This window comes from Neptunicella sp. (genome assembly GCF_048268085.1).
Lineage (GTDB): Bacteria > Pseudomonadota > Gammaproteobacteria > Enterobacterales > Alteromonadaceae > Neptunicella.
The window spans coordinates 22,571-35,403 of sequence record NZ_JBLWWF010000016.1 but is presented as its reverse complement, the minus strand read 5'-3'; the positions used below and the strand labels follow the sequence as shown (position 1 = coordinate 35,403).

Annotated in this window: 13 protein-coding genes; 2 read left to right on the top strand and 11 right to left on the bottom strand. The window is 45.1% G+C overall.

Going from position 1 to position 12,833, the window contains the following annotated elements:
* Positions 1–45: 45 nt before the first annotated feature.
* On the bottom strand, positions 46–1,170 hold the full coding sequence (locus tag ACTD55_RS13345; RefSeq protein ID WP_438864834.1) for a pyridoxal-phosphate-dependent aminotransferase family protein: 1,125 nt from the start codon (positions 1,168–1,170) through the stop codon (positions 46–48).
* Positions 1,171–1,343: 173 nt separating this feature from the next.
* On the opposite strand from ACTD55_RS13345, the gene ACTD55_RS13340 reads away from it, so the two are divergent.
* Positions 1,344–2,495, top strand: a complete 1,152-nt coding sequence (locus ACTD55_RS13340) for an iron-containing alcohol dehydrogenase (RefSeq protein ID WP_438864833.1) — start codon at positions 1,344–1,346, stop codon at positions 2,493–2,495.
* Positions 2,496–2,596: 101 nt separating this feature from the next.
* On the opposite strand, the gene ACTD55_RS13335 is transcribed toward ACTD55_RS13340, so the two are convergent.
* The gene (locus tag ACTD55_RS13335) at positions 2,597–3,313 is read right to left on the bottom strand and encodes an SIMPL domain-containing protein (protein ID WP_438864832.1); all 717 of its coding nucleotides are present in this window, start codon (positions 3,311–3,313) and stop codon (positions 2,597–2,599) included.
* Between the two features lie 61 nt (positions 3,314–3,374).
* On the opposite strand from ACTD55_RS13335, the gene ACTD55_RS13330 reads away from it, so the two are divergent.
* Complete coding sequence (locus tag ACTD55_RS13330; RefSeq protein WP_438864831.1) at positions 3,375–4,664, top strand: MFS transporter; 1,290 nt, start codon at positions 3,375–3,377, stop codon at positions 4,662–4,664.
* A 47-nt stretch (positions 4,665–4,711) separates the two neighbouring features.
* Here ACTD55_RS13330 and rplI read toward each other — a convergent pair whose 3' ends face one another.
* The 9 genes from rplI to ACTD55_RS13285 form a co-directional block, all read right to left on the bottom strand.
* A complete protein-coding gene (rplI, locus tag ACTD55_RS13325) occupies positions 4,712–5,164 on the bottom strand; it encodes a 50S ribosomal protein L9 (protein ID WP_438864830.1) in 453 nt (150 codons plus the stop codon).
* Positions 5,165–5,193: 29 nt separating this feature from the next.
* Positions 5,194–5,421 (bottom strand): 30S ribosomal protein S18, encoded by a 228-nt coding sequence (gene rpsR, locus ACTD55_RS13320; protein WP_186507365.1) that lies wholly within the window; start codon positions 5,419–5,421, stop codon positions 5,194–5,196.
* A gap of 17 nt (positions 5,422–5,438) precedes the next feature.
* Complete coding sequence (rpsF, locus tag ACTD55_RS13315) at positions 5,439–5,831, bottom strand: 30S ribosomal protein S6 (RefSeq protein WP_438864829.1); 393 nt, start codon at positions 5,829–5,831, stop codon at positions 5,439–5,441.
* A gap of 308 nt (positions 5,832–6,139) precedes the next feature.
* Positions 6,140–7,012, bottom strand: a complete 873-nt coding sequence (locus ACTD55_RS13310; protein WP_438864828.1) for an EamA family transporter — start codon at positions 7,010–7,012, stop codon at positions 6,140–6,142.
* A gap of 37 nt (positions 7,013–7,049) precedes the next feature.
* Positions 7,050–8,270, bottom strand: a complete 1,221-nt coding sequence (locus ACTD55_RS13305; protein ID WP_438864827.1) for a serine hydrolase domain-containing protein — start codon at positions 8,268–8,270, stop codon at positions 7,050–7,052.
* Positions 8,271–8,388: 118 nt separating this feature from the next.
* Positions 8,389–9,576: an ABC transporter permease gene (locus ACTD55_RS13300; RefSeq protein ID WP_438864826.1), complete on the bottom strand. Its 1,188-nt coding sequence runs from the start codon at positions 9,574–9,576 to the stop codon at positions 8,389–8,391.
* Positions 9,576–10,736: an ABC transporter permease gene (locus ACTD55_RS13295; RefSeq protein WP_438864825.1), complete on the bottom strand. Its 1,161-nt coding sequence runs from the start codon at positions 10,734–10,736 to the stop codon at positions 9,576–9,578. Before ACTD55_RS13295 ends, ACTD55_RS13300 begins: the two co-directional genes overlap by 1 nt.
* Positions 10,729–11,427 (bottom strand): ABC transporter ATP-binding protein, encoded by a 699-nt coding sequence (locus ACTD55_RS13290; protein WP_438864824.1) that lies wholly within the window; start codon positions 11,425–11,427, stop codon positions 10,729–10,731. Before ACTD55_RS13290 ends, ACTD55_RS13295 begins: the two co-directional genes overlap by 8 nt.
* Before the next feature lie 20 nt (positions 11,428–11,447).
* Positions 11,448–12,479, bottom strand: coding sequence for an efflux RND transporter periplasmic adaptor subunit (locus ACTD55_RS13285; RefSeq protein WP_438864823.1), 1,032 nt, complete (start codon positions 12,477–12,479; stop codon positions 11,448–11,450).
* Positions 12,480–12,833 lie beyond the last annotated feature (354 nt).

The following is a 12,833-nucleotide window of genomic DNA, read 5'->3' as shown; positions in this document are numbered from 1 at the left end:
TGTAAAGCCGCCTAATGGCGGCTTTTTAATATCATGGTTGTAATACTAATTTCGGTATAGCGCATCTTTAAGAGCCGCCAAACATAATGCGACATTTTCATTGCGCGCAGCATATCCCATCAACCCCACTCGCCAGGTTTTTCCAGCAAAATCCCCTAGACCTGCTCCGATTTCCAGATTGTAATGATTGAGTAAATAGCGACGTACCTTGGCATCATCAATACCCTGTGGGATTTTAACAGCGTTTAATTGCGGCAGCCGTTCGGCTTTAGGCACAATAAAGTCCAGCTCTAATTCGGCAAAACCGTTAGCCAGTTGCTGGTGCTGTTGTTGATGCCTGGCCCAACTATTTTCCAGCCCTTCGTTGTGCAAAATAACTAATGATTCATGTAAGGCATACAGCGAATTAACCGGCGCGGTATGGTGATAACTGCGTTTACCTTCACCAGACCAATACCCCATCACCAGTGATTGATCGAGAAACCAGCTTTGAATAGGCGTTTTACGATTTTGAATGATATTAACAGCGGATGGACTAAAACTGACCGGTGATAGTCCCGGTACGCAAGACAAACATTTCTGACTACCTGAATAAATGGCATCAATCCCCCAGTCATCAACCCGCAGTTCCACGCCCCCTAATGATGTAACTGCATCTACAATCGTTAAACAGCCGTGTTGCTTGGCGAGTGCACATAATGTTTTGGCGTCGGACAAGGCGCCAGTAGACGTTTCGGCATGCACAAAAGCAACAAACTTGGCATCGGGGTGAGCTTTTAGTGCGGTTTCCAGTTTTTCAGGAGTGACAGCCCTGCCCCAGTCATCTTCGACGACAATCGCCTCGGCACCACAACGCACGACATTTTCACGCATGCGGGTGCCAAACACGCCATTAATGCACACAATGACTTTATCACCCGGTTCTAGCAGATTGACAAAACAGGCTTCCATACCGGCCGAGCCGGGCGCCGAAACCGCAATGGTAAAGGTGTTTTCAGTTTGAAAGGCATACTGTAATAATTGTTTGAGTTCATCCATCATGGCGACAAACAACGGATCAAGGTGACCAATGGTAGGCCGTGCCAATGCAGATAAGACTCGAGGGTTGATATCTGAGGGACCCGGTCCCATTAAAGTACGATGTGGCGGAATAAAAGAATGGAATGACATCAATCTGCTCCTGAAAATGAATTAGATTAGTTTTTTATCTTCCAAGCCTAACATAATTTATTTTCAACACAGTTTGTTCCAACTTATGCCGAATATTCACCATAAGAATAATGATGTAAAAGTTAACATCTAACGTAATTAGCGCTTTCACTTTCCAACAATCAGGTGTTGTTATGCAGAACTTTATTTTTCACAATCCAACCAAAGTCGCTTTTGGTAAAGATAGTATCCAGCAATTAAATACCTTGTTACCCGCCAACAGCAATATTCTGCTGCTGTATGGTGGCGGTAGCATCAAAAGTAATGGTGTTTATCAACAAGTCACCGAACAACTAAACGAACATCAATGGAGTGAATTTTCCGGTATCGAAGCCAATCCCGAATTCACTACCCTGATGAAAGCCGTTGAAATTGTTAAACAACAGAATATCGATTACTTACTGGCAGTCGGTGGTGGTTCGGTAGTTGATGGTGCCAAATTTATCGCTGCTGCCGCAAAGTTTGACGGCGATCCCTGGGATATTCTGGCTAAAGGTGCACCAGTTAACCAAGCCGTGCCGATGGGATGTGTGTTGACTTTGCCTGCCACTGGCAGCGAAACCAATACCGCGTCAGTGGTGAATCGCAGCGAAATGGGCAAAAAGCTGGCTTTTTTGTCCGATCATGTCCGCCCTCAATTTGCCGTACTCGATCCACAAGTAACTTACTCGTTGCCTGACCGTCAGTTAGCAAATGGTGTCGTGGATGCCTTTGTGCATGTGATGGAACAGTATTTAACCTATCCGATCAATGCCACCGTTCAAGACCGTTTTGCAGAAGGGATTTTACAAAACCTGATCGAATTGGGCCCCAAAGTGTTCGAGCCTGAAAATTATGAAGTCCGCGCCAATTTAATGTGGAACGCCACCCAGGCACTTAGCGGGTTAATTGGTGCCGGGGTGCCGCAGGATTGGGCCACCCACCAGATAGGCCATGAACTGACCGCGCTATATGGACTGGATCATGCCGTGACGTTGGCGATTGTATTCCCCCAATTAATCCGCCATCAGCGCAACGCCAAGCGAGACAAACTGATCCAGTTTGCTGAGCGGGTCTGGCATTTGGATACCAGCGATGCCGATAAGGCCATTGATCAAGCCATTGCAAAAACCGAAGCGTTCTTCCAGCAAATGGGCATGAAAACCTATTTGCACGAACATAATATCGACGACTCGGCGATTCGTCTGGTGCCCAGAAAACTGATGGAAAATGGTGTCATGAAGCTCGGTGAGCGGGGTGATATGACCCCAAAAGATGCAGAGCTGATTATTAAAGCAGCGTTGTAAACACAGGCTTTACAACGGTTTAAAATCGCGATGCAACTGACTAGCAGTGCTCGCGATTTATTCAAATAATGCTCCAAGTACATGGCATAACGGCTTATTCATCAATCAGATAAGTAATATTCCACCGTTGATACCACGCGTATTTTCTTAATATGGGGGTTGTTCTTATCCCGCGCACTGATACTAAATTGCCCCTGTGAGGCGCGTTTAATTTTACCCAATTTGCTTTGTGAATCAGCAGCAAATTTTTCGGCCACCTCTCTTGCTTGGCGGGTGGCTTCTTCTATCATGGCCGGTTTGACATCATTCAAACGGGTAAACAGGTATTCCGTTTGAGCCTGATAATTATCACCGGTAAACACAATGCCCTGCTTACCCAAATCCGATAATTCACTCATAACACTGCGTACGGTCTCAATATCGCTGGAATACACGGTAACCGATTGAATCGCTGAATAACGATATTCAATACCGGCATTGTTGCCATAAGATTGTGCCGATTTATCGGTAATCGCCGGGGATGAAAAACTGATATCGCTGCTGTTAATCCCTTTATCTTGCAGGAAAGTTTTAATTAGACGGGTTTGCTGGTCAATTGTGGCATATAACGTGGAAAGCTGATTATCGGCAGCAGTAAATTGAATCGGCCAAATCACAATATCTGCCGGGTATTCGCGCTCCGATAATCCTTTAACTGTCACGCTACGCTCAAACAGCTTGTAATCAATTGCGGCATTAGCAAGTAAATAGCCCATTGTCGATAATCCTAGAAAAATGCCTATCGCTAAGATAAATGCCCCGGTTTTATTGTTTTGCATTCCAATCTCCCGCATAAATTTGCACAATGAGGTACTCTAAACAGAACTTAACAAGCTGTCTATGTCCGAAAAAGTTGACCATCTCTATCAGTATTTAGCCGATGAAGAAGATGCCCGTATTTGTAAAGAAATTAGTCATGATGCATGCAATGTAGTACCGGGTAATTTTTTCTTGATCCTGATCACCCAGTTTTTTACCAAATTAGGCGATGCCTTAACGAGTACCAAAGTCGTGTTGCCCTGGGTGATGAACAGTGTTGGCGCACCAGTATTTTTAAGCGGATTACTCGTTCCTGTGCGCGAATCTGGCTCACTGATCCCGCAATTAATTGTGGGGGGAGTCATACGCCGATTTGCCATTCGTAAAACCTTTTTTGTGTTTGGCTGTATTGTTCAGGGTCTAAGCGTAGCCGGCATGGCTTGGGTGACCTTAAGTTTATCCAAGATGGAGGCAGGATTATCGATCTTGGCGTTGCTTATTATTTTTAGTCTGGCCCGTGGAGTCTGTTCTGTTGCATCCAAAGATGTATTGGGTAAAACCATCCCTAAACAACGGCGAGGGCGTTTAACTGGCTACAGCGCCAGTGCAGCCGGATTAATTAGTATCGCTGTGGGTATCATGTTGATGTGGGATATTAACCTGCAACAAAGTAACCATCTTTTATTGCTTGGAGGAGCATTATGCTGGGTCATTGCCGCTGCACACTACTGGCGGCTAGATGAGTATCCCGGAGCAACCGATGGCGGTAGCAATGCGTTTTTGCATGCACTAAAAAGTTTAACGCTACTTAAGGATGATATCCCATTCAGGCGCTTTGTATTAGTGCGCTGTTTACTGATGAGTTCGGGACTCACCACTCCATATTTTATTATTTTGGCCCAACAACTTAGCCATGATAATTCCATAATAAATCTTGGAATATTTATGAGTATTGCTGGCTTTGCCAGTTTTATCAGCGGGGGGATCTGGGGTAAGTTAGCAGATCAGTCCAGCCGACGAGTATTATTATTAACCGCTGCGCTTACCACCGCCCTGTGTCTTGTCGCAGCGCTCACCCGTTATTTTGAACCCCAATATAGCCTCTGGATTTTAATGGGATTATTTTTTCTAATTTCAGTTACTCATCAAGGTGTCAGGCTGGGACGCAAGACCTATCTGGTTGATTTAGCACAAGGCAACAAACGCACCGATTATGTGTCGGTGAGCAATACCGTTATAGGTGTCATGTTGTTATTGGTAGGATTAGGGGGGGCGCTTATTGCGCATTTCTCTCTTGTGGCTGTCTTTATCGGCTTTGCCATAACCAGCGCATCAGCCTTATTAGTAGGACGCTATTTACCGGAGACATAAAAAAACCTCCCGAAGGAGGTTTTAGCAATCAGATTCGATAAGTCGAATTAGGCTTCAGCGATAACCACAACATTGATTGTTGCGATAACGTCTGAATGCAATTGTAAATCCAGAGCGTGAGTACCCGTTTCACGGATAGTTCCGTTAGGCATTTTCACTTCTGATTTAGCAATTTCAACACCGGCAGCACTAATGGCATCAGCCACATCGCGAGTACCGATTGAACCGAACAATTTACCTTCGTCACCCGCAGGGGCAGCGATGGTCACTTCAGCCAATTCTGCAATTTTAGCAGCACGAGCTTCAGCGGCAGCTAATTTATCAGCAATTTTTGCTTCTAATTCAGCGCGACGTTGTTCAAATTTTTCAACATTATCTTTGGTTGCAGGAACCGCTTTTCCTTGTGGGAAAAGGAAGTTACGTGCGTAACCAGATTTTACAGTGACTTGATCACCCAAACCGCCTAAGTTGGCGACTTTGTCTAGTAGAATGATATTCATCTTGCTACCTCTTCTCTATTCGCCAACAATTATTTATGTGAATCAGTGTAAGGCAACAAAGCCAAGAAGCGCGCACGCTTAATAGCAGTTGACAACTGACGCTGATATTTAGCACGGGTGCCAGTAATACGGCTAGGTACAATTTTACCACTTTCAGTGATGTAATTTTTAAGTACCGCAGTATCTTTATAATCAATTTCTTGCACGTCTTCAGCAGTGAAGCGGCAGAATTTACGACGTCTGAAAAAACGAGACATTATGATTCTCCTCTAAATTATTCGTCAGATGAAGCTTCAGCTTCTTCAGCTACAGGCTTCTCTTCACGCTTTTCACGACGATCTTCACGTGCGTTTTCTTTAGCCATTGGAGAAGCTTCAGTTACCGCACCTTTGGTACGCATAACTAGATTACGCAGGATTACATCGTTAAAACGGAACGCAGTTTCTAGCTCTTCAACGGCTTCAGCAGTCGCTTCAGCATTGATTAGCACGTAATGCGCTTTATGAATTTTATCGATTGGGTAAGCCAATTGACGACGGCCCCAATCTTCCAGACGATGAATTTTTCCATCATCTTTTTTGAGGATTTCAGTATAACGCTCGATCATACCTGGAACTTGTTCACTCTGATCAGGGTGAACCATGAACACGATTTCGTAATGACGCATCGTTGCTCCTTACGGTTGTAGCCTCGTACAGCTCAGCCATCACTGTTTGAGACAAGGAACTAAAAAAGGGTGTAGGCTGAATTAAGGGCGCGAAGTTTATATAAAATATCGACTGGATACAAGAATAATGTCGATAAAACCGGCAAATAGTTCAACCGCAAAAAAAAAATAAAATAAAGCGTCGAGTGGCGAGCTTCGAGCCGCGAGCTAAATACAGATAAGATTAATCCATACCGACTTAAAAGCCGGTGAAGGGTGAATGTTTTTAATTTTTTAGCTCGCAACTCGTTGCTCGACGCTCGCGGCTATTAACTGATCACCATTACTGCAACACCAAACAAGGCCACCACTGACCAGATAGCGGTTTTACCATTCACTTTTTCGCCCAGTACTTTAGCCACCACCAAAGATAAAATCACACTGGTGGCAAATAGGGTTTGCACAATAGCCGCTTTGGTGTAGGTAAAAGCCAGCATTTGCAGGTATAACGCGGCAAAGGTACCAATTAGTGTGGCACCGGCGAATAACATTAATGTTTGTTTGGGCCGTTCCATTTTGGGTAGCCAGCGAGTACGTTTAACTAGCATCAGTAAAACAATAATAGCCAACCCACCTGCCAGCCTGACCTGACTGGTATTAGCCGGATCGGCGTGGGTTTGGGTTAAAATGTCACGACTGATCACCGCCCCTAACGCCTGACATAACGCAGCTAATGCCGCATAACCATACGCGGTTAATTCAAAGGCTTCGATTTGCTGACGCTTTTGTATTTTAACCACCATATCCACCGCTAAAATGACCACCGCGATACCAACCCATTGCTGCCAGGTTAACCACTCGGCAATCCAAGCCATGGCTAATAGTGCGGTAAATACGGGGGCTAAGGTTTCTACCACCAAAATAGACTGACTATCACCAATCTTGTTTAACGATTGAAAGAAAAATGTGTCCCCCAGCCCGATACCAATAGCACCACTGACCAATAACCAGATAATGTGAGTTTGCGACAAACTCACATCCGGATAGATATAAGTGGTAACCGGGATCAGGATGACCAACGCCACTAGTCCCTTCCACAAATTTAAGGACAATGGCGAAAAGCTCGCCCCTAATAACCTAAACATACGGGCAGCGATTGCCCAACAAAGCGCCGTACTTAACGCGGCAATTTCACCTATCACTGAAACTCCTGAGCACTCCCCTCAACCGAGGGGGAAATTAAAACGATTGACTATAGTGTTGACTGATTTGTCGAAACATCGCCTGATGTTTGGCTGACCATTGGTACGACTGATCATTATATAAATGATTGGCCGAGTTTTTCACGATCACAGTATTATTATTCGGATCGACAAAAATATACTGCCCATAAATGCCCTGAGCCTGAAACTCACCATTTCCGTCATTCGGGATCCACCATTGATAGCCATAACCCGACTCGGTATCCGAGGCTGGATTATTTTTACCCGGCATTAAATGGGGGGCATCCGGCGTAACTGAGTCCACCACCCAATGCTGCGGTACAATTTGTTTACCCTGATGCTGGCCCTGATGTAAATACAACTGACCAAAGCGGGCATAATCGCGCAACGACACGTTCAAGCCGCCCAACGCCAGTTCCATGCCGGTGTCATCGGCCAACCAATACGCTGCATGCTCCATTCCCAGCGGTTGCCAGATTTTTTCCTGCAAATAATGCGTTAATGACTGACCAGTAGCCCGGGTGATAATCATGCCGAGTACTTGGGTATCGATACTCACATAATGATGATAAGTCCCGGGCTCTCTTTCACGCTCCAGCGTTGCGGTGAAGTCATCAAACGATTGACCTAACGCGACCGTACGGGAAAAACGATTAATATCGGAATCAAAATCCCCATAGTCTTCATTAAAACGCACGCCAGAAGACATTTGCAGCACATCTTTAATCCGCACACCGTCATATCCGGAACCTTTTAACTCTGGAACATAATCCGTAACCGTTTGTTCAATACTATCGATATACCCTTCATCAATGGCTATACCCAATAAGGCTGAGATAAAAGATTTAGCAACCGAAAAAGAAATATGCTGGCCATTTTCACTATGCCCCAGATAATAGTTCTCACTCACAATCACACCATCTTTTAACACCAATAAACCGGTGGTGTTATTGGAAGCTAAAAACTCAGCGGTATTGATCGACTCACCTTCAAATTCAAAACTCTGCGGCAAGGGTTTAATCGCTTTGGGTAAAGGATTTGGCTGAGTTGAGGGGTGTACTTCGGTCGCATTAAACAGTGCTGGCATATGCTGAAAGTTTTCGACAATTTTATCTTTGTCGTACAAGGTGACAACAGAATAAAAACGCATGAGTGCCGTTGCATTAATCGCCACTAACATCGCAATGGTCACCACAACGCCGAGCAAAACACCTTTCCAGTTAATCCAATTTTTCAAGTTCCGTCTCCAATTGCGCATACGATGGGGCGGGAGTTTACCTGTATTCGTAACTGAAGTAATCCTGCATGACTAAAAAGGGAGCCGAAGCTCCCTGACTTACTGCGTTATATTGTTTTCAATGACCCGATTGAAACGCCACAATCACCGGTGTTCGTGCAGCTCGCCAAGCCGGAAATACGCCACTGATAAAACCAATAATTAACGCCAATATGGCACCTTGCCAGAGCAACTCTGCAGTAAGGCGAAAGCTAAAGACCACTTGAGTAAAGCTGCCTCCCAAAGTTGAGGCATTTAGTCCATCAAAGAAAAAGTACGCGGCCAATGAGCCTACCAATCCTCCTACAGCGGCCAATACCATGGCCTCAACCATGGTGCCGACAAATGCTGACACATGGCTAAAGCCAATAGCCCGCAATGTGGCAATTTCTTTAGAACGATCTGACACTGAGGTATACATGGTATTTAACGCACCGGCCAATGCTCCTAATGCCATGATAGTGCTGATCACCCGCCCGAAAATGGCCATATAACTTAAGCTGGAGCCCTGCGCAGAGAAATATTCTGCTTCAGTTTGTACATCCAAATTAAGACGTGGATCATTTTCGACATAAGCCTTAATCTGCTCCAGACTAGAATTTGAATCCATTTTCGCTCGCACGGTCTGATAACTGCTGCCACGGTTATACAAATTTTGGATCACCTTGGCATCTGCCCATAATTCACTTTCGAATACATTGCCGCCGGTTGAAAATACGCCCACGACTTTCCAGCTATTTTTACCAGAGTTTATTTCCTGCCCCAGTTCAAAACCTGAAAATTGCCGTAAAACACCTTCGCCTACCACCAATTCGTTGGTGCCTGGGGTAAACATTCTGCCCTCAACTAAACTGAAGTTTTTGCGCATACTGACACCACGACTATCCAACCCTCGCAACGGAATATTAGCTTCAGTGCCAGAACTTTTTTTCACCCCGTCAACAATAACGTAAAGCTCTGGAGATACGATTACCCCCTGTTCGTCTTTGGCAATCCCCGGAGCGGTTTCAATCAAGCTTACCTGATCTCGCATTACAGAACTGTTGAGTTCTGCTGCCGAACCTGCCCGCATAAAAAAGGCCACATCAGGGGAGCCCGCGCTGTCCATCGTCGCTTCAAAGCCTTTCGCCATGGCCAAAAAAGCAAGTAAAATTGCCACAACGACCGCGCTGGCTAACACCATTGCCAATGACATCCATAGCCTGCGTGGCAAACTGCGAATGTTCATTGCTACCACCGCCACACTTTGAGAAATTAATGTACTCATCATGACCCCCTGTTAAACGCAGTAACAATATTCAGACGTAGTGCGTTAACGGCCGGAATAATGCCGGTAACCAACCCTAGCAACAGCATATAAAATAATGCCTGAATAAAAATGCCCTGATCCAGTACCAGATTTGGCAGGAAGCGGGCAACATAATCAGAGGCATATTGAATCAAGATATATGCAGCCGCCACGCCCAATAATCCACCTAAAAAGGATAATAAACAGGACTCCAGCAATACCATTTTAAAAATACGCATTGACGAAAATCCCAATGTTTTCAATACCGCAATTTCGCCGGTACGCTCGCGGATGGCCAGTACCATGGTGTTGCCTACCACAATCAATATGGTGAAAAAGGCCATAAACACCACCCCGAAAATAATCAGTCCTATATTACCAATTTGCTCGATAAACGCTTTGTTAAACGCCTTTTCGGTACTGGTATCGGTTTCAGCAGATGAGTTGGCAAATCGCTCGTCAATGGCTTTGGCCACTTGCTCATTCAGTGCTGGATCGGTAGTGGTTAACACTAGCCACCCCAAATAGTCTCCCCCCCAGGATTGGGTTTCCATGAAGTATTTGTAATGAAACAAAATATACCCGGTATCGGTTTGAGCATCAGCGCCGGTAAAAATACCATCCACTACCATCTCCCAAGTGTGACCACCATCCTTTTTAGAAAAGATATTCGACGAGATTGGAATGCGGTCGCCTACTTTCCAGTTGTTTGACTTGGCTGTGCGTTCTCCCACCAGCATTCCACTACGGTCATTTAACCAAGCTTGTTTTTGAACCGGATCGACGATTAGCTCACTGTACACATCAAAGTAAGTCTCAGGATCTACCGCCATAGTGACGACCTGATTAGCCGGCTCCTGATAATAGCCACCAAACCAGTTGGCATGGGTAACATCTTTCACCCCTTCGATATTTTTTACTTTATTCACATAGGCATAGGGCAACGGCTGGGTAAAGTTGATCTTATTCACCACAACCAGTCGGTTATCAGCTGACATTTCAACGCCGGAATTCAGCGCGCCACGCAATGCCATAATCGCACCGAAGATAAGAAAAGCGATAAAAATGGCAAAGCTGGTTAAAAACAGCCGCATTTTTTTTCGGGTCAAATTTTTTAAAATAAGATAAAGATCATTCATGTTGCTCCCCTTCCTGCACAAACTGACCTTTATCCAAATGCAGAGTATGTGTAGCAAATTTAGCTGCTGATGGATCGTGCGTGACCATCACGATGGTTTTGCCAAACTCACGGTTAAGCAATTGCAGCATTTCCAGAATTTCGTCGGCAGTTTTACGATCCAGATCCCCGGTAGGTTCATCACACAACAATAACTTCGGATCGGATACCACCGCACGGGCAATTGCCACCCGCTGCTGTTGGCCACCGGACATCTCGCCAGGCATATGTTTAGCCCTGTCTCCCAATCCCACCAGCTGCAAGGCAGTCTCGACTCGCTGTTTACGATCTTTGCTGCTCAAATTGGTTAACAATAATGGCAATTCGACATTTCGAGCCGCATTGAGCATGGGCATCAGATTGTAAAACTGGAAGATAAAGCCAATATTGTTGGCACGCCACTTTGCCAGTTGCCCTTCTTTAAGTTTATCCACCCGACTATTGTCAAAAGTAATTTCACCGGAAGTAGGTTGGTCCACGCCGCCAAGCAGATTTAATAAGGTGGTTTTACCGGATCCAGAAGGCCCCATAATGGCCAAAAAGTCGCCTTTTTTGATGGTCATATTTAAATCATCAAAAATACTGATGGTCTCTTTGCCTTTATTGAAGCGCTTGGCAACATTTTTAAGTACAAATAAACTCTCATCACTCATGTTATTTTCCTGTTGATTCACTATTTTAGAAAGGCGACTTTTACGCCCATATCAGGCAGGATCCGCTCATCCTGTAGTTCTATTTTTATTCTGACCTGAACGGTGGCCTTGGCACGATCGGCAGTAGGGATAATCGCAATCACTGATGCCGGAATAGTCCAGTCCGGATAAGCTTCCAGATTGGCTTCCACCTTCTGACCGGGTTTTACTCGCCCAATAAAGGACTCATTCACATCCACTTCGATTTCCAGTGACTGCATATCCACAATGGTGCAAATACCGGTTCGGGTAAATCCACCGCCCGCCGAAGCAGGTGCGACAATCTCGCCTGGCTGGGCATTTTTAACCGTTACTACACCGGCAAAAGGGGCACGAATGGTGTGATCATCCAGTCTTTCTTGCTGGCGACGCACTTCAATCTGGGCCACTTTAATATCCGCTTCGATACTCTTCAGATTGGCGGTCAGGCTTTGTACTTCAGTTTGTGAACGGGTGATATCCGCTTCGCTGGAAAATGTATTAGTGGTCATGCGGGTTTGGTTACGTTTGGCTTCTCGTAAATTTGCCTCAGTCGCTTCACGACGCGCCTGTAACACGCCTATTTGTGCACTGGCAAAATCCAGATTGGCTTTGGCCAGTGTATCGTCTAGTTTTGCCAGAATTTGGCCTTCGCCCACCGCCATGCCTTCTTCGACATCGACCTCTTTAATCAGCCCCATAATCTCAGCCGACACTGTTGCCATGCGCCGCGCAGTGATATAACCGGATGAATTTAAAATGGCGTTATTGTCATTGGTTTTAACTGCGGTAGCCGATGTGGGTTGATTACTTACTGTCGCGATATGATTAGCTGACGAGTTAGAAGCACTGACCTTAGCGGTTTGCGCAGCCGCGTTGTCTGGCTCAGACGCAAAGGTTAGGGTTAACCACACCGCCAAGGCAGAACAAACCAGCGCCAGCAAAATGGCCTGCCAAATTTTAATTCCGGATGCGGCTGGTGCTTCACTTCGATCTATCTGTAACTGCTGCAATAATTCACTTTTATTATTCACACTTCATTCCATTTTTTATTATTGTCGAATGGCATTCAGGAAAACCGACAACCATTAAATGTCAGTACAATAATTACACAATTAAATAGAAAAGGACTAGAACAATGTTCACTTTTCAAACAATTGTTCCGTTCATTTTTTGCGTTGGAGGGATGACAATTTTAGAAACTGAATTTAACCGATGAGCAATGTAATACCATCGTCACTGAGCTTCCCAATGGCATCAATAAAAAATGGCGTCAGTGTGAGTCCAAAATAAAAATAATGGCTTACAAATTAATAGTCCCAAGCGAATAACACTAAACAAAACTATGCAGATAACCCGCATAAAACTGTCAGTTTCTTTTACATACT

What these genes read in the sequence shown, in the direction of transcription:
- ACTD55_RS13345 (WP_438864834.1), bottom strand. Translation starts at nt 1,170, where the DNA reads ATGTCATTCCATTCTTTTATTCCGCCACATCGTACTTTAATGGGACCG.
- ACTD55_RS13340 (WP_438864833.1), top strand. Translation starts at nt 1,344, where the DNA reads ATGCAGAACTTTATTTTTCACAATCCAACCAAAGTCGCTTTTGGTAAA.
- ACTD55_RS13335 (WP_438864832.1), bottom strand. Translation starts at nt 3,313, where the DNA reads ATGCAAAACAATAAAACCGGGGCATTTATCTTAGCGATAGGCATTTTT.
- ACTD55_RS13330 (WP_438864831.1), top strand. Translation starts at nt 3,375, where the DNA reads ATGTCCGAAAAAGTTGACCATCTCTATCAGTATTTAGCCGATGAAGAA.
- rplI (WP_438864830.1), bottom strand. Translation starts at nt 5,164, where the DNA reads ATGAATATCATTCTACTAGACAAAGTCGCCAACTTAGGCGGTTTGGGT.
- rpsR (WP_186507365.1), bottom strand. Translation starts at nt 5,421, where the DNA reads ATGTCTCGTTTTTTCAGACGTCGTAAATTCTGCCGCTTCACTGCTGAA.
- rpsF (WP_438864829.1), bottom strand. Translation starts at nt 5,831, where the DNA reads ATGCGTCATTACGAAATCGTGTTCATGGTTCACCCTGATCAGAGTGAA.
- ACTD55_RS13300 (WP_438864826.1), bottom strand. Translation starts at nt 9,576, where the DNA reads ATGAGTACATTAATTTCTCAAAGTGTGGCGGTGGTAGCAATGAACATT.
- ACTD55_RS13295 (WP_438864825.1), bottom strand. Translation starts at nt 10,736, where the DNA reads ATGAATGATCTTTATCTTATTTTAAAAAATTTGACCCGAAAAAAAATG.
- ACTD55_RS13290 (WP_438864824.1), bottom strand. Translation starts at nt 11,427, where the DNA reads ATGAGTGATGAGAGTTTATTTGTACTTAAAAATGTTGCCAAGCGCTTC.